Below are 16260 nucleotides of genomic sequence, written 5' to 3'. Positions count from 1 at the left end.
GCCAGCGTTGTGGGCGCGCGCCGCCGGGGCCGTGGCCTCCGTCGCGCCAGGTGTCGAGCTGTTCTTGTCGTCCATGGTCCATTCTCCTTCGATGGAAAAGTAGCGCTATGAACTGTCTCAGGAAACCGTGCCCCAACCCACTGGTTGCGGCGGACTCAGCCATTGCAGCCTGGCTGAACGACGGGGCCCCCGTCATGGTCACCTGGAACGCGGGTCCGCAGATCGAGGCCTATTTTCACAAGACATTCGCTGGCGTGGACCGAGACGGAAACATCAGCTCGACCGACCCGGATCTGGATACCATCAACCTCACCAGACGCCAGATGGGCAGCGGCGTCTATTACGAAAGCGCCTTCGCAGGCCGTGCCATGATCGAGAACGCCGCCTTCCATCGCGAGGCCTTCCGCCCTGCCGGCATGAACCACGTCATCGGCATGACGACCCGTCTGGCGGTGGGCGAGGCTGTCTTCGCCATGGGTTACGACGACGGCGACACACCCGCCCTGGTCGAAGGACATGCCGAGATCATGCTCAACCTTCTACTGCCCGCCTTTACAAGCGCCTATGAGGCTCTGGATCGCAAGGCGCTGAACGCGGACCGCCTGCAACGCGCGGTCGCGGAATGCGATCTGGACGTAAGCCTTCGTGAGGACGCTTGTGAAGCCGGTCCCTTTCTCAATCTGCCCATGCCGGGTCCGGACGCGGGGTATCTTTCCATCTCGCCCCCGGGGGCGGCGGCGCTCGCGAAACGGCTCGCGGATACCTATAGCCTGACCCCTCGGCAGCAAGACCTTGCGCACTGCCTCCTCGATGGTCTTTCGACAAAAGAGGCCGCCGCCCGCCTGGGTATCACAGTCAATACAGCGCGGCGTCATTGCGAGGCTGTCCTTAACCGGACCGGTGCCAGCCGGCGCGGTGAACTGAACCGACTGGCTCGGTCTTCCGCCGCGGAGCGGCCGAAATGATTTCGGCCAGACAAGTGCGGACCGATCTTGTCCCGACGCGGGCCGCGTGACGATCGACGCCCGACCACTGCGCTCTTCATGTGCTCAGGTCGGTGTTTGCACACCCAGGGCCATGGGCCCTCATCCCCCGTGCAGCGTCGGCACCTGCAGCGCACTGAACCCGTAGTGGCGCAGCCAGCGCAGGTCGGACTCAAAAAAGGCCCGAAGATCGGGGATGCCGTACTTCAGCATCGCCAGTCGGTCGATCCCGATGCCGAAGGCAAAGCCCTGCCATTCGTCCGCGTCGATCCCGCCGGCGCGCAGCACCGATGGATGCACCATGCCCGAGCCCAGAACCTCCAGCCAGTCGTCCCCCGCGCCAACCTTCACGGTGCCACCCTCGAAGGAACACTGGATGTCCACCTCCGCGCTGGGTTCCGTGAACGGGAAATGCGAGGCGCGGAAACGGGTCTCCACATGGGTGCCGAAAAAGGCGCTGAAGAACTCCTCGAGCACCCACTTGAGGTTGGCCATCGAGATATCACGGTCGATGGCCAAGCCCTCGACCTGGTGGAACATGGGCGTATGCGTCTGATCGTAATCGGCGCGATAGACGCGGCCCGGACAGATGATGCGGATGGGGGCGCCCTGCGCCTCCATGCTGCGGATCTGCACCGGGCTGGTATGGGTGCGCAGCACATGGGGCGGCCGGTCGTCGCCCGCGGCCCGATGGGTGTAGAAGGTGTCCATCTCGGCGCGCGCCGGATGATGGCCGGGAATGTTGAGCGCGTCAAAATTGTACCAGTCGCTCTCGATCTGGGGGCCCTCGGCCACGGCGAAGCCCATGTCGGCGAAAATCGCCGTGCATTCCTCCCAGACTTGGCTGACCGGGTGAATGCTGCCGCTGCGCCGATCACGCGCGGGCAGGGTCACGTCCAGCCACTCGGCCTTCAGTCGCTCATCCAGTGCGGCGTCTTCCAACGTCGCCTTCTTGGCGGCCAGGGCGGCGTTGATCTCGTCCTTGAGTGCATTGAGCCGCGGCCCCATGACCTGGCGCTCTTCAGGCGTCATCTTGCCCAACTCGCGCATCTTCCGGCTGATCTCGCCTTTCTTGCCCACGGCGGCGACGCGGATCTCCTCCAGCGCGGCGGCATCGCCGGCCTTGGCGATCAGGTCGAGATACTTGGACTTCAGCTCATCCATGACGGGCCCCTCGCGTTTGTCATGGCTCGTTACCCCGCCCCCGGCGCGGTTTCAAGCAAGCCCCGGCTTCTTTGGGTCCGAAATACCGCGGGGGGCGGCGCGCGTGCGCGCCGGGGGGCAGAGCCCCCCAAGATCAAAGCGTGCGCAGCACCCCGCTTGGCAACGGCCCGTTAACGCAAAAGGCCGCCCCCCGAGGGACGGCCCTGTCGCTTGCCACGCCGCCCAGGGTCAGAGCGCGGCCTTGGCCTTTTCCACGATGGCGCCGAAGGCCTCGGGCTCGTGCACGGCCAGATCGGCCAGGACCTTGCGATCGACTTCAATGCCGGCCTTGGTCAGGCCGTTGATGAAACGTGAATAGCTCAGGCTCTCGTCTTGGGCGCGCACGGCCGCGTTGATCCGCTGGATCCACAGGGCGCGGAAATTGCGCTTGCGGTTGTGACGATCGCGGGTGGCGTACTGATTGGACTTGTCCACGGCCTGCGTCGCCACCTTGAAGGTGCTCTTGCGACGGCCGTAGTAGCCCTTGGCCTGGTCCGTGATCTTCTTGTGACGACGATGGGTGACGGTTCCGCCTTTGACTCGCATATCCGGTCCTCCTCAGCGCGCGTAGGGCATCATGGGCTTGATGATCTGCTCATCAGCCTTGCTCAGGGTCGTGGTGCCACGCGCATCACGGATGAACTTGTTGGTGCGCTTGATCATGCCGTGGCGCTTGCCCGCCTGACCGGCCTTGACGCGGCCGCTGGCCGTCACCTTGAACCGCTTTTTGCAGCTCGACTTCGTCTTCATCTTGGGCATTTCCGTCTCCTTGAAGGTAGTGATGACACGCGACTCGGCATGCCACTTCGGGCCGGCCGCGTGATGGAGTGGGCTCTATAGGCCGCAACGGCCCGCTTGGCAAGGCCCTCAGTCGATGTAGCGGCCCACCACCTCGACGATGACGCTGGGAATGTCCTCGACCGCGTAGCCGGCCGGTTTCTGACTGACCGCCAGCGCGATCAGCCCACCGCCCAGCAACACCCCGGCCGAGGCCGCCCGGGGCACCCGGCCATCGGCCAGGGCCCCGATGATCGAGGGGATGGAAAGCCCGGCCACCACCAGGCCGACAACGAACATCAGGTCTGTGTCCAAGACACCGGCTCACGCGCAGGGAACGGTTGCGTCATCCTACTCTGCCTCGGCCGCGTAAATCAAACGTTCCTCGCAGGGGGCGACGCGCAGGATGTTCGTGGACCCCGGCGTGTTGAAGGGCACGCCTGCGGTGACAACGACCATATCCTCCTTGCTGGCGATCCCGGTCTTGAGCGCGGCGCGCACGGCCTCGACCACGGCCACCTTGAAGCGGGTGACCTCGGTCGTCGTGCGCACGCAATTGGTGCCCCAGGACAGGCACAACCGCCGGGCCGTATCGGTTCGGGTCGACAGCACGATGATCGGCACCCGCGGCCGTTCCCGGGCCGTCAGCAACCCCGTGGTGCCGCTTTCCGAATAGCAGCAGATCGCGGTGACATTGGTGGTCTCAGCGATCTCGCGGGCGGCGGCGACAATGCCGTCGGCGACACTGTCGCGATCGGCAGTCCGGCTGGACTCGATGATCGTTGTGTAATTCTCGTCACTTTCGACCTCGAAGGCCACGTTGTCCATGGTCGTGACCGCCTCGACCGGATAGTCGCCGGCGGCCGACTCCGCGCTGAGCATGATGGCATCCGTGCCTTCGTAGATGGCCGTGGCCACGTCCGAGACCTCGGCCCGCGTGGGCATGGGGCTTTCGATCATGCTTTCCAGCATCTGCGTGGCCACGATCACCGGCTTGGCCGCCTTGCGGCACTTGCGCACCAGGCGTTTCTGGATCGGTGGCACGTTCTGAACGGGCAGTTCCACGCCCAGGTCACCGCGCGCGACCATGATCCCGTCCGAGGCGTCGAGGATGGACTCGAAATTGTTCACCGCCGCCGGCTTCTCGATTTTCGACAGGATCGCGGCGCGCCCCCCGGACAGCGCGCGCGCCTCCTCCACGTCCGAGGCCCGCTGCACGAAGGACAGCGCAAGCCAGTCGACGCCCAGATCGCAGACGAACGCCAGGTCAGCGCGGTCCTTGTCGGACAGCGCGGCCAGCGGCAGCACCACGTCGGGCACGTTCACGCCCTTGCGGTTGGAAATGGTGCCACCAACGATCACCTCGCAATCGGCGAAATCGCGGCCGCAGTCCGCGACCCGCAGCTTGATCTTGCCGTCGTTGACCAGAAGGTGCGCGCCCGGCTCCAGCGCGTCGAAAATCTCGCGGTGAGGCAGTTGCACGCGATTGGCGTCGCCCGGCGTTTCGTCTAGGTCCAGCCGAAAGGCCTGGCCTTCCTCCAGGTCCGCGCCCGCGGCATCGGCAAAGGTGCCGACGCGCAGCTTCGGCCCCTGCAGGTCGGCGAGGATGGCGATGGGGTCTCCCACGTCTTCCTCGACCTTGCGGATCATGGCATGGCGTTCGCGGATCTCGTCATGGCTGCCGTGGCTCATGTTCAGGCGGAACACATCGGCCCCGGCCTCGTGCAGGGCACGGATCATCTTGTAGTCGTTCGAGGCCGGCCCGAGGGTGGCGACGATCTTCACGTTGCGATGGCGTCTCATGTCTTGCCTTTCATCGGCTGCGGGCGTCCCGGCGGCGCTGGGCTGGCCTTGGACCAGCGCAGCCCGGGTTAACGCTAACGGTTTGCGCTCCTTATTGCGCATTTCACTTCCGGCCTCAACTGTCCTAAGTGGGGGACATGATACCAATCGTCGGCCCGCGCCAGCCATGACCTATCAGCCGTTCCACTTGCACGGGCCCGAGCGCCGGTCGCGTTGGGTGATCACCTGCGATCACGCGACGAACATGGTGCCCGCCAGCGTCGGCGGCGGCGACCTGGGCCTCGCGGCCCCGGACATGGAACGCCACATCGCCTATGACGTGGGGGCTGCAGGGGTGACGCGGGCGCTCGCCGATCTTCTGGATGCGCCGGCTGTGCTGTCGAATTTCTCGCGTCTCGTGATCGACCCGAACCGGGGCACGGATGACCCCACCGTCTTGATGAAACTCTATGACGGGACGGTGATTCCCGCCAACCGCGATGCGGACGCCGCCGAGAAACAGCGCCGGATCGACGCCTTTTACGCCCCCTATCACAATGCGGTGGACGGGATCGCGGGCCGCTATGACGACACGGTGCTGGTGGCCGTGCACAGTTTCACGCCCAAGCTGAGCGGCCGCCACCCCCGGCCCTGGCATGTCGGAATCCTGCACGAGTCCGACCGGCGCCTGTCGGACCCGCTTCTTGACCTGCTGCGCGCAGAGCCCGATCTATGCATCGGGGACAACGAACCCTACGCCGGGCACCTGCCGGGGGATTCTGTAGATCGCCACGCCCTGCAAAAGGGTCGCCCCAACGCGCTGATCGAGGTGCGCAACGACTTGATCGTCACGCCCGAGCAGCAAGCGCACTGGGCCCAGAGGCTCGCGCCGATCCTGACCCGGGCGCTGCACATCATGGATCAGCAAGAGACCCAGCATAAGACGAGGACCGCATGACCCAGATCGACGACCAGACCCGCCTGGAACTGGAAGCCGCCGCTTTTCGCCGCCTGCGCAAACACCTGATGGAAGACCGCGCGGAGGTGCAGAACATCGACCTGATGAACCTGGCCGGGTTTTGCCGCAACTGCCTGTCCCGCTGGTACCAGGAGGCCGCCAACGCCCGCGGCATCGAGATGACCAAGGAGGAGGGCCGCGAGGCGTTCTACGGCATGCCCTATGCCGACTGGAAGGCCCAGAGCCAGACTGAGGCCAGCCCCGAGAAACAGGTAGCGTTTGACACGGCGTTCAAGGACAACGTGGGGGAATAGCGGCGACGGCGGACCCAAGCGCCGACTTCCAAGCTTGACATGGCGGGCCGGTTCGGGCCGGAGGCGGAGTTGACAAGGTCATGGGCGATGGTCGCGGTTCCCGACCTGCACGACCCTGACCTGCCATTCTTCGCAACCCCATTGAATGTCTGATCCCAGGCAAGCCCGGGCTTCAGGATGTCACCCCCGGTCCGATCCCGGACATTCCGCCTTGCTGGGTCCCAAAAACGATGAGGTTGCAGGAATGTCGCTCAAGTTTCCTGAATATCGGACAATCAGGGATCGGGGCATGACGGATCGCCTTGTTTGTCACCTCAGACATTTCACGACCCTCGAAACCACAGCCAGTGCATCCGGCGTGCCATTGTCCTCTCTCTTTTCGAACTCGCCTTCGATGGTTCCCATCTGGTTGGTGGCATTTGCCAGGCAGACGACAGCCCTGTTCCGCACTTGTGCAAAGGCGTGAAGCCCGGCCGCCTCCATTTCGACGGCCGGTGTACCGCGCGCCCGCGCTGCTGTGATCGCATCCTCTGTCTCGCGGAACGGGGCATCGGTGGCCCCGGTCGCGCCGAGGATCAGCAACCATGGGGACCATGGCCGTGGCGGCCGTAACCGCGACGTCAGGGTCCTTGGGCCGCGTTTTGCGCAAGGGCGCGCTGCCTGCAACCCCGGTATGACTGTTGCTGCCGCCAGACGGGGTTCGACGGTCATCCGGTGTTCCCCCGCCACGAATTATTGCCTGCTGTGCCACCACCAGAACAGCCGCACCTTGTCTGCGGCCAGCGTCGCCTGGGCCAGTTCGTACATGGTCGATCGGCTCGGTCCTTCCATTATGTCGCCCTTGGCCAGGCCGTGCGCCACCATGCAGGTGCCGCACATCGGAACGCGCCCCTTGGCGGTCAGACCGCGTCAGATCATCCGTTCGACGTTTTAGAAACTGTCCGGCGTCATATGCCCCGACGTGGCGTAAAGCATCGCGTCGGCCACCCCGCAAAAGGTGATCCCGGCTTGCGCGTCGGTCTTGGCCAGTTCCTGGGCCATGCGCAACCCGTCGACGCTGCGCTCGGAGCCGTGGGGCGGGCCTTTCAGAAGGATCAGGTGTTTCAGGGTCAAGCTACACCGTTGGCAGGGTTCAGCCGCGGGTGGGTCTCCTCGGACAGCCAGAACAGAAGGCCGCCGGAGACAAACATGGAGATCGCGACGAACCAGAAGGCCGCTTCCGCAGCGCCGGTCAGGCTGGCCGCCAGCCCGAGACCGAGGGCGCCGATCGCATAACCCAGATCGCGCCAGAAGCGGTAGATGCCGATGGCCGAGCCGCGCCAGGCGGGCGGGGTGATGTCGGCGACCGCCGCCCCGAGGTTCGGGTAGAGCAGCGCCATCCCGAACCCCGCCACCCCGGCCGAGACCGACCACCAGAGCGCGCCCGAGCCCATGACCACCATCGCCACGCCCGCGCCGCAGATCCACATCCCGAGCACGTTGGGCCAGAACCGGCCCACGTGGTCCGACAGCCGCCCGGTGAACAGCTGCGAGCCGCCCCAGACAAAACCGTAGGTGCCGACGATCCAGCCGACCTCGGTCAGGCTGGCACCGCGTGTCACGAGGAAAACCGGGAACAGCGCCCAGACCAGCGCATCAACGAACTTCTCGACCAGCCCGGCCTGGGAGATCGCGAAGAGACGGCGATCGCGCCAGCTCATCAGCGCGAAGACCTCTCCCGTCGTGGGATACTCAGGCACGCCCGCCGGGTAGCGCGGCGGGTTCTTCGGGGGGGCTGCCTTGTGCGCGGCCGTCTCCGCCTTGGCCCATGGCAGCGTGTCCTTGACCCAGACAACCGTCAGGACCAGCGCCAGCAGGACCACGGCCATGCCAAAAACCAGCAAGCCAACACGTGCCCCCAGCCATTCGGCGGCATAGGCGGTCAGGATGCCCGCGATCGCCACGCCGACATAGCCGGAGAACTCGTTGAGCCCCATGGTCAGCCCGCGTTCCTCGGCCTTCGTGATGTCGAGCTTCGCGGTCTGCGTCATCGACCAGCAGAGGCCCTGGTTGACGCCCAGGAGCACGGTCGCCGCGACGATCCAGTTCCAGTCGGGCGCATACCAGATCATCACTGGGATCGGCAGAGCAACGACCCAACCCCAGAACAGCACCCGCTTGCGCCCGATACGTTCGGACCAGCGCCCGGCGACGAAGTTCATCACCGCCTTGACCGCGCCGAAGGCCACCACGAAGGAGGCGAGCAACAGGAAAGATCCGCGCTCCAGCCCGAACTCGCTTTCGGCCAGCGCCGGGACAACCGTGCGGGTCATGCCGATGGCAAAGCCCACCAGCATCACTTGAATGAGTTGATGCGCGACCTGAACCCGGTTCTCGCGGATGCCGCGCGCGAAGTCGCTGGAGGTCATTCGGCAGGCTCCTTTTTCGTGATCCGTGGATCGAGCGCATGACCACTTGCCGGGCCACGGACGGGCTGGATCAGCATACGGTCGAGCCACAGGTCACGACGTGTGCGGAATTGTTCGATCCCGATGTCCATCCTCTCGTGGCCCTTGGCGGGCTGCGCGATGTAGGTGCCAAGCAGCCGATCCCACCGTGGCAGGTTGAAGCCGTAGTTCGAGTTGGTCTCGCGTGGGTCGACGGGATGGTGGACGCGGTGCATGTCGGGGGTGACGACAAACAGGCGCAGCACGCGGTCCACCGGGCGCGGCAGGTCGATATTGGCGTGGTTGAACAGCGCGGTGGCGTTCAAAAGCACCTCGAACAGCAGCACCGCGACGGCGGGCGGGCCGAGGGTGGCAACCACCGCCAGCTTCATCCCCATCGAAATCAGGATTTCCACCGGGTGAAAGCGCAGGCCAGTCGTGGCGTCGAAATCAAGATCCGCATGGTGCATCCGATGCAGCCGCCAGAGCCCCGGCACCGCATGGAACATCACGTGCTGCAGATAGATCGCCAGATCGAGCAGCAGCATCGAGACAACGATGGCCACCCAGACCGGCACGTCGATGTTGTTGAACAGGCCCAAGCCATTGGTGTCGGCCATCACGGCAAGTCCCACCGCGACAACGGGAAAGGTCAGCCGCAGGATCACGGTGTCGAGCACCACAAGGCCCAGATTGTTCGTCCAGCGAATGACGCGGGGGATCTCACGCCGCCGACGCGGGGCCGCGAGTTCCCACAGTGCCATCGCCGCCAGTATGCCAAGGAAAATGGATAGGCGGATAGCGGGTTCTGCGGACAGGATGGTGTCGGACATGGTCTTGAGCCTTGGGGTTGCGGAAAGAGGCGTAATCGCTATCATTCAATTTATCGCTTGAACGTTTAGGACTTGGAGTTTCCCATGTCAACCAGCCCGAAAACAGCCCTGCTCGAAGAATACGCGCTTGTCGCCCGTGCACTCTCTGCACCAGCACGGCTTTCGCTGCTGGAACAACTGGCGCAAGGCGAACGCGGGGTCGAGGCACTGGCCGACAAGACCGGCCTGACCGTCGCCAATTGCTCACAGCACCTGCAACAGCTACGCCGCGCCGCCCTCGTCACCAGCCGCCGCGAGGGCAAGGCGGTAATCTACCGGCTGAGCGATGCGAAAACGCTTCACCTGATGCAACTTTTGCAGATGGTCGCCGCGCGCAACCTGGCCCAGGTCGACCGCCTCCTGAGTGGTCTTGCGGGCGGCGAGGACGCCCCCGAACCCGTCAGCCGCGCAGACCTCGCCGCCCGGCTCGCGGAGGGCTCCGTCACCGTGCTCGACGTCCGGCCCGCAGACGAATATGCAGCCGGCCACATACCAGGCGCGCTGAGCACGTCGCTGGAGGAACTCGACCACATCCTCCCCGCAATCGCGCCGGACGCCCAGATCGTCGCCTATTGCCGCGGCCCCTACTGCATCTATGCCCACCAGGCCGTCACCGCGCTGCGCAAACACGGGCTGAACGCCCGGCGGCTTGACGGCGGCCTGCCGGAATGGCGCGAAGACGGGCGCCCCGTGCTGACAGAGGCAACGCCAACGGAATAATCAGCGCTCGACCTGCGGGCACTGCGCAAGCAAAGCGAGCGGCTGATCTTGTCGGTTTCGGACTGAAAGCGGCCACCGCAGGGCCGGAGGTCAAGGCAGCTTCACCCCCTGCAGCGCCGCCTTATCCTTCAAATCCCCGTCTTGCGGCTTTCCTCCACGTAGATCTCGCGCAGACGTTTTGACACCGGCCCAGGTGTGCCGTCACCCAGCACCGCCTCGTCCACCTGCACCACCGGCATCACGAAGGTCGAGGCCGAGGTGACGAAGGCCTCGTCGGCCGCCTTGGCCTCGTCCAGCGTGAAGTGGCGTTCCTCGACCTTCATCTGCGCCTCGCGGGCGAAGCGCAGCACGGCCGCGCGGGTGATCCCGTGCAGGATGTCGTTGGACAGGTGCCGCGTGACGATGGCGTCGCCCTTGACGATATAGGCATTGTTGCTGGTGCCCTCGGTCACGTGGCCACCTTCGATCATCCAGGCGTCGTCGGCCCCGGCCTTCTTGGCCATCATCTTGCCCATGGACGGGTAGAGCAATTGCACCGTCTTGATGTCCCGCCGCCCCCAGCGCATGTCCGGGATCGAAATGACCTTGATGCCCGTCTTCGCAGCGGGACTGTCGGCGAGGCCGGGCTTGGACTGGGTGAACAGCACCACTGTGGGCTTGACCACATCCGGATCAGGAAAGACGAAATCGCGATCCTCGGCGGCCCCGCGCGTGACCTGCAGGTAGACCATGCCGTCGCCGATGTCGTTGAGGCGCACCAGGTCGCGGTGAATCTCCAGCAGGTCGTCGAAGCAGTCGGGTTTCTGAATTTCCAGCTCAGACAGCGAACGTTCCAGCCGCGCCAGGTGCCCGTCGAAGTCGATCAGCTTGCCGTCCAGCACGCTGGTGACCTCGTAGACGCCGTCGGCCATCAGGAAGGCCCGGTCGAAGATCGAGATGCTGGCGTCACCCTCGGGCAGGTAGACGCCATTGACGTAAACGGTGCGGGACATGAGCGGCGTTCCTTCGGTTGGTCAAGACGGGCGCAGGGTCATATCTAGCGCAGCCCGGGTGCGAGCGAAATAGGGCTCAGCCCCAAAGCTCGGGCGCCGCCGGGTGGACCGCGCCGCCCGAATAGCCCAGCGGCGGGTCGCGGTCCTCGGCCAGCAGGAGCGGCCCGTCGAGATCGACGATCTCGGCCGCCTGCGCCAGCAGCACCGCCGGCGCCATGGCCAGCGACGAGCCCACCATGCAGCCCACCATGACCCTGTAATCACCCTCGCGCGCCGCGGCGCGCAGGGCCAGGGCCTCGGTCAGGCCGCCGGTCTTGTCCAGCTTGATGTTGACCATGTCGTACCTGCCCGCCAGCCCCGGCAGGCTGTCGCGATCGTGGCAGGACTCGTCGGCGCAGACGGGCACGGGCCGTGCGATCTCGCCCAGCATGGCGTCGTCCCCGGCGGGCAGGGGCTGTTCGACCATCTGCACGCCCAGCCGCAGCAGGTGCGGAGCCAGATCGGCATAGACCTCGGCCATCCAGCCCTCGTTCGCGTCCACGATGATTCGGGACCGGGGCGCCCCCCGGCGCACCGCCTCGAGTCGGGGCATGTCCTCGGGGGTGCCCAGCTTGATCTTCAGCAGCGGGCGCTCGGCATGTTTCGCCGCCGCCGACTGCATGTTGTCCGGCGTGTCGAGCGAAAGGGTAAAGGCCGTGACGCAGGGCTTGGGCTTCGGCAACCCGGCCAGTTGCCAGACCGGCGCGCCGGTGCGCTTGGACTGCCAGTCCCACAACGCGCAATCCACCGCGTTGCGTGCCGCCCCCGCGGGCAGGGCATCCTGCAGGTCGTGGCGGCTGATGTTCGCGGGCAGTTCCGCGATCTGTGCCGCGACACTGTCCAGCGTCTCGCCATAGCGGGCATAGGGCACGCATTCGCCCTGCCCCTGCACGCCCTCGCGCGTGACGCGGACGGTCAGGACCTGCGCCTCGGTCCGGCTGCCGCGCGCGATGGTGAACACCTCGGCCAGCGGGAACCGGTCGCGTGTGACACTCAAGGACATTTATCCCCCTTCCTCTTGGCAAATAAACGCATCGGCGCTGCAAAGGCCTCCGGCCCGACTCTAAAGGCCCTCAAGCGCGTCCACCAGCCGCCCGGCCCCCTGCCGGAAGGGGTCCGCGGCCGGCAGGTCCATGCGCGCCTCGACCTCGGCAAGGTAATCCAGCGCCTCGGCCTCGGTCATGGCGGCGGTGTTGACGGAGATGCCCACCACCTTGCAGGCGGGGTTGGCCACCTGCGCGAGCGGCAGGGCGGTGTCGCGCAACTGTTCCAGCGCGGGCAGCGCGTGGTGCGGCAGGCCGCGCATGTGCTTGCGCGTCGGTTCATGGGCCAGGATCAACGCATCGGGCTGCCCGCCATGAATCAGCGCCATGGTCACCCCGGAATAGGAGACATGGAACAGGCTGCCCTGCCCCTCGATCTGATCCCAGTGATCGGGGTCGTTTTCCGGCGTCAGATATTCCACCGATCCGGCCATGAAATCGGCCACCACCGCGTCCAGCGGCACGCCGCGCCCGGTGATCAGGATGCCGGTCTGGCCGGTGGCGCGAAAGCTGGATTTCAGCCCGCGCTTGCGCATCTCGGCATCCATGGCCAGCCCGGTGTACATCTTGCCCACCGAGCAATCCGTGCCCACGGCCAGGCAGCGCTTGCCCTTGCGCTTTTCGCCCGTGGCGATGGGATAGCTGACCGAGGGCACCCGCACGTCGTGCAATTCCTGACCCGCGCGCCCGGCGGCCGCCACTAGGTCGGGATCGTCGCGCAGCAGGTTGTGCAAGCCGCTGGCGACGTCGAAGCCCATGTCGAGCGCCTCGATCAGCACCTTTTTCCAGGCCGCGCTGATGACGCCGCCGCGATTGGCCACGCCGATCACCAGGGTCCGGGCGCCTGCGGTCCGGGCCTCTTCCAACGTCATGTCGGGCAGGGCCAGGTCGGCCTTGCAGCCGCGCAGCCGCAACTGTCCGACACCATTCTCGGGGCGCCAGTCCTTGATACCAATGGCGACCTTGGCGGCCAGCTGATCCGGGGCGTCGCCGAGGAAAAGCAGATAGGGGGTGGGAATCATCTGGGAGCCTCCTGAACTGTCAGACTATCGAAGCATGGCACGGACCCAAGGGGGTTCGAAAATCCGGCGACCGGCGGCGCAAGCGGGACAGATCAAAGCCCGATGGTGGCATTTTGTGCAAAATTTTTGCAAACCATCGAGGGGATGCGCCGGCTTGCCGGCTGTGCTGCACCTGCAAATTCACCGTTGCGACCGGGCGCGAAAGAACATACCCAAAGCAGCAGTCGTAACGTAATTTCCTTACCCGAGGGAGTCACCCCATGTCCTTCCGTCTGCAACCTGCGCCTGTCGCCCGCCCGAACCGCTGTCAGTTGTTCGGCCCCGGATCCAACCCCAAGCTGTTCGAGAAGATGGCCGCCAGCGCCGCCGACGTGATCAACCTTGACCTCGAGGATTCGGTCAGCCCCGGCGACAAGGACATGGCCCGCGCCAATGTCATTGCGGCGATCAACGAGGTGGACTGGGGCACCAAGACCCTATCGGTGCGGATCAACGGCCTTGATACGCCCTGGTGGTATCGCGACGTTGTGGATGTTCTGGAACAGGCAGGCGCGCGGCTCGATCAGATCATGATCCCCAAAGTGGGCAACGCCGCCGATATCTACGGGGTCGATGCGCTTGTGACCGCGGTCGAAGCGGCCAAGGGCCGCAGCAAGCCCATCGGCTTCGAGGTCATCATCGAATCCGCCGCCGGCATCGCCCATGTCGAAGACATCGCCGCGGCCAGCCCCCGGATGCAGGCGATGTCGCTCGGGGCCGCGGATTTCGCGGCCTCCATGGGCATGGCGACCACCGGCATCGGCGGGACTCAGGAAAACTACTACATGCTGCACGAAGGTCAGAAACACTGGTCCGATCCCTGGCACTGGGCCCAGGCCGCCATCGTCGCCGCCTGCCGCACTCATGGTGTTCTCCCCGTGGACGGCCCCTTCGGCGATTTCAGCGATGACGAGGGCTATATCGCCCAGGCGCGCCGCTCGGCCACGCTGGGCATGGTCGGCAAATGGGCCATCCACCCCAAGCAGATCGCGCTGGCCAACCAGGTCTTTACCCCCTCGGACGAGGCCGTTGCCGAGGCGCGCGAGATCCTCGCCGCCATGGAAGAGGCCAAGGCCCGTGGCGAGGGCGCCACGGTCTACAAGGGCCGTCTTGTGGATATCGCCAGCATCAAGCAGGCCGAGGTCATCGTGCGCCAGGCCGAGATGATCGCGGGCTGACCCCCGGCACCGCGCGGTCCGCAACGGCACCGTTGCATCCCCGCGCCCGGCACCCCTATATGGGCGCAGGTTCGGCAAAGGGTGATCCATGACCAACTATCTCGACTTCGAGAAGCCCCTCGCAGAGATCGAGGGCAAGGCGGCCGAATTGCGCGCCATGGCCCGCGCGAACACCGAAATGGACATCGAAGCCGAAGCCAAGGCGCTCGACAAGAAGGCCGCTGACCTTCTGCAAAGCCTTTACGCCGACCTGACGCCCTGGCGCAAATGCCAGGTGGCGCGCCACCCCGAACGCCCACATTGCCGCGATTACATCGCCGCGCTCTTCACCGAATACACCCCGCTCGCCGGCGACCGGAACTTTGCCGACGATCACGCGGTGCTGGGCGGGCTGGCGCGGCTGGACGACCGGCCGGTCATGGTGATCGGCCACGAAAAGGGCCATGACACCAAGTCGCGCATCGCTCACAACTTCGGCATGGCCCGGCCCGAAGGCTACCGCAAGGCGATCCGCCTGATGGATCTGGCCGACCGTTTCGGCATTCCCGTCATCACCCTGGTGGACACGCCGGGCGCCTATCCCGGCAAGGGGGCCGAAGAACGCGGCCAGTCCGAGGCCATCGCGCGCTCGACCGAGAAATGCCTCGACCTGCGCGTGCCACTGGTCAGCGTCATCATCGGCGAAGGCGGCTCGGGCGGGGCCGTGGCGCTGGCCACCGCCAATCGTGTCGCCATGCTGGAACACGCGGTTTATTCGGTGATCTCGCCGGAAGGCTGCGCCAGCATCCTGTGGAAGGATGCCGAAAAGATGCGCGAGGCCGCCGAGGCCCTGCGCCTGACCGCGCAATACCTGCGTGAACTGGGTGTCTGCGACCGGATCATCCACGAGCCCCTGGGCGGCGCCCACCGTGCCACCGCGCAGACCATGGAAAGCGTCGGCGCGGCCCTGCGCGCCATGCTTTCCGAGATGGACGGCGCGACAGGCGACGCGCTGCGCGCGGCCCGCCGACAAAAATACCTCGACCTCGGGAGCAAGGGACTGGCCGCGTGACGCCGGCACTGGCCGCCGTGGCGCTTGTCGCCTTGGCGGTCCCGGCCTGGGCCCGTGGGCCTGATCGGCCGCGACGTGACCTTCGGCACCCGCGCCTGGGAGGATCGCGACACCCCGCTCTTCGTCGGCCGGTGCCACCCCGCCCGGGGTCTCGGAGGCGCTGGCATACGGGCTGGGGCCCGAAGGGATTCAGAACGGCTGGGAGGTTGTGCCCGCCATCATCGACATGAGTGGCGTCACCTTCGGCCCCGAGACTCATGTCGTGATCGACGTCGACGTGGCCCGCTGGGCTGCGAGGTGAGGCGTGCCGCGGGGGTCTCCAAACCGCCCGGCGCACCACCGTGAATGGCAACAGGGCAGTGCGGCGCGGGGGAGCGAATCCCGCCGGAAAACCCATAATGCGGCCTGCGACACCGCCGACATCGCTGCCATGACAAATTGTCGCAACTGCGTGGCCGCCACTTTGGGCGCTAACAGTATGCCTCTGTATACGGTCGTCTTTCACTGACACCGGAGGGGCCTTCCCAGAGCGCCCGGAAAAACAAGGAGAAATCCGGAAAAGAAAATATTTTTACTAATTTGGCGCGTCTGCGGCAAAATATTTTTACCGAAAATGTTAGCATCAGATTGGGCAAAGTCCCCCGATTTACAAAACTTGTGTATGACTCCGACAGGGCGCTGCCGGCCCCGTCCTGCCGGGGCGCGGCCCTGGCGCAAAGTGAGGAGGACCCCATGCCAGCCGATGATCAGTTGCAACCGACCTATCCCCCCTCCGCGGAGACCGTATCGCGGGCGCATGTTGATGCGGCGCGGTATGACGAGATGTATGCGGCCTCGGTCTCGGACCCCGAGGGGTTCTGG

General features: G+C 65.7%; 18 protein-coding genes. 6 read left to right on the top strand and 12 right to left on the bottom strand.

Features of this window, described 5'->3' with window-relative positions:
• Nucleotides 1-194: 194 nt before the first annotated feature.
• On the top strand, nucleotides 195-965 hold the full coding sequence (locus tag ACH107_RS22405; RefSeq protein ID WP_412507696.1) for a helix-turn-helix transcriptional regulator: 771 nt from the start codon (nucleotides 195-197) through the stop codon (nucleotides 963-965).
• Nucleotides 966-1085: 120 nt separating this feature from the next.
• Here the strand turns inward: ACH107_RS22405 and pheS are convergent, their stop codons facing one another.
• From pheS to pyk, 5 genes are all read right to left on the bottom strand, one after another.
• The gene (gene pheS / locus ACH107_RS22400) at nucleotides 1086-2147 is read right to left on the bottom strand and encodes a phenylalanine--tRNA ligase subunit alpha (RefSeq protein ID WP_310691901.1); all 1062 of its coding nucleotides are present in this window, start codon (nucleotides 2145-2147) and stop codon (nucleotides 1086-1088) included.
• Nucleotides 2148-2375: 228 nt separating this feature from the next.
• Complete coding sequence (rplT, locus tag ACH107_RS22395) at nucleotides 2376-2732, bottom strand: 50S ribosomal protein L20 (protein ID WP_310691902.1); 357 nt, start codon at nucleotides 2730-2732, stop codon at nucleotides 2376-2378.
• Nucleotides 2733-2744: 12 nt separating this feature from the next.
• The gene (rpmI, locus tag ACH107_RS22390) at nucleotides 2745-2945 is read right to left on the bottom strand and encodes a 50S ribosomal protein L35 (protein WP_310691903.1); all 201 of its coding nucleotides are present in this window, start codon (nucleotides 2943-2945) and stop codon (nucleotides 2745-2747) included.
• A gap of 108 nt (nucleotides 2946-3053) precedes the next feature.
• Nucleotides 3054-3263 (bottom strand): hypothetical protein, encoded by a 210-nt coding sequence (locus tag ACH107_RS22385; RefSeq protein ID WP_310691904.1) that lies wholly within the window; start codon nucleotides 3261-3263, stop codon nucleotides 3054-3056.
• A 51-nt stretch (nucleotides 3264-3314) separates the two neighbouring features.
• On the bottom strand, nucleotides 3315-4766 hold the full coding sequence (pyk, locus tag ACH107_RS22380) for a pyruvate kinase (protein WP_412507695.1): 1452 nt from the start codon (nucleotides 4764-4766) through the stop codon (nucleotides 3315-3317).
• 166 nt (nucleotides 4767-4932) lie between these two features.
• Here pyk and ACH107_RS22375 point away from each other — a divergent pair, with 166 nt between their 5' ends.
• Both ACH107_RS22375 and ACH107_RS22370 read left to right on the top strand, forming a co-directional pair.
• The gene (locus tag ACH107_RS22375; RefSeq protein WP_310691906.1) at nucleotides 4933-5703 is read left to right on the top strand and encodes an N-formylglutamate amidohydrolase; all 771 of its coding nucleotides are present in this window, start codon (nucleotides 4933-4935) and stop codon (nucleotides 5701-5703) included.
• A 5-nt stretch (nucleotides 5704-5708) separates the two neighbouring features.
• Entirely contained in the window at nucleotides 5709-6017 is a 309-nt protein-coding gene (locus ACH107_RS22370; RefSeq protein ID WP_310691919.1) for a DUF1244 domain-containing protein, read from the top strand.
• A 309-nt stretch (nucleotides 6018-6326) separates the two neighbouring features.
• Here the strand turns inward: ACH107_RS22370 and ACH107_RS22365 are convergent, their stop codons facing one another.
• From ACH107_RS22365 to ACH107_RS22350, 4 genes are all read right to left on the bottom strand, one after another.
• A complete protein-coding gene (locus ACH107_RS22365) occupies nucleotides 6327-6599 on the bottom strand; it encodes a hypothetical protein (RefSeq protein WP_310691907.1) in 273 nt (90 codons plus the stop codon).
• A gap of 348 nt (nucleotides 6600-6947) precedes the next feature.
• Nucleotides 6948-7130 carry a hypothetical protein gene (locus ACH107_RS22360; protein ID WP_310691908.1) on the bottom strand — a complete coding sequence of 61 codons (183 nt, stop codon included), beginning with the start codon at nucleotides 7128-7130 and terminating at the stop codon, nucleotides 6948-6950.
• Nucleotides 7127-8425 (bottom strand): MFS transporter, encoded by a 1299-nt coding sequence (locus ACH107_RS22355; RefSeq protein ID WP_412507694.1) that lies wholly within the window; start codon nucleotides 8423-8425, stop codon nucleotides 7127-7129. The genes ACH107_RS22360 and ACH107_RS22355 overlap by 4 nt, the downstream gene beginning before the upstream one ends.
• Entirely contained in the window at nucleotides 8422-9276 is an 855-nt protein-coding gene (locus ACH107_RS22350) for a sterol desaturase family protein (RefSeq protein ID WP_412507693.1), read from the bottom strand. Before ACH107_RS22350 ends, ACH107_RS22355 begins: the two co-directional genes overlap by 4 nt.
• Nucleotides 9277-9360: 84 nt before the next feature.
• On the opposite strand from ACH107_RS22350, the gene ACH107_RS22345 reads away from it, so the two are divergent.
• Nucleotides 9361-10035 (top strand): metalloregulator ArsR/SmtB family transcription factor, encoded by a 675-nt coding sequence (locus ACH107_RS22345; protein WP_310703015.1) that lies wholly within the window; start codon nucleotides 9361-9363, stop codon nucleotides 10033-10035.
• Between the two features lie 128 nt (nucleotides 10036-10163).
• Here the strand turns inward: ACH107_RS22345 and ACH107_RS22340 are convergent, their stop codons facing one another.
• The 3 genes from ACH107_RS22340 to dgcN form a co-directional block, all read right to left on the bottom strand.
• A complete protein-coding gene (locus ACH107_RS22340) occupies nucleotides 10164-11027 on the bottom strand; it encodes a D-amino-acid transaminase (protein ID WP_412507692.1) in 864 nt (287 codons plus the stop codon).
• Nucleotides 11028-11103: 76 nt separating this feature from the next.
• Nucleotides 11104-12069, bottom strand: coding sequence for an N-acetyl-D-Glu racemase DgcA (gene dgcA, locus ACH107_RS22335; RefSeq protein WP_412507691.1), 966 nt, complete (start codon nucleotides 12067-12069; stop codon nucleotides 11104-11106).
• Nucleotides 12070-12129: 60 nt separating this feature from the next.
• On the bottom strand, nucleotides 12130-13131 hold the full coding sequence (gene dgcN / locus ACH107_RS22330; RefSeq protein ID WP_412507690.1) for an N-acetyltransferase DgcN: 1002 nt from the start codon (nucleotides 13129-13131) through the stop codon (nucleotides 12130-12132).
• 260 nt (nucleotides 13132-13391) lie between these two features.
• Here dgcN and ACH107_RS22325 point away from each other — a divergent pair, with 260 nt between their 5' ends.
• Nucleotides 13392-14348 carry an L-malyl-CoA/beta-methylmalyl-CoA lyase gene (locus ACH107_RS22325; protein WP_310691916.1) on the top strand — a complete coding sequence of 319 codons (957 nt, stop codon included), beginning with the start codon at nucleotides 13392-13394 and terminating at the stop codon, nucleotides 14346-14348.
• Nucleotides 14349-14436: 88 nt separating this feature from the next.
• Entirely contained in the window at nucleotides 14437-15399 is a 963-nt protein-coding gene (locus tag ACH107_RS22320; RefSeq protein ID WP_310691917.1) for an acetyl-CoA carboxylase carboxyltransferase subunit alpha, read from the top strand.
• Nucleotides 15400-16260 lie beyond the last annotated feature (861 nt).

The organism is Roseovarius halophilus (ex Wu et al. 2025) (assembly GCF_047086965.1).
Note: the sequence above shows the minus strand (reverse complement) of the source record. Positions and strands in the feature narration are given on the sequence as shown.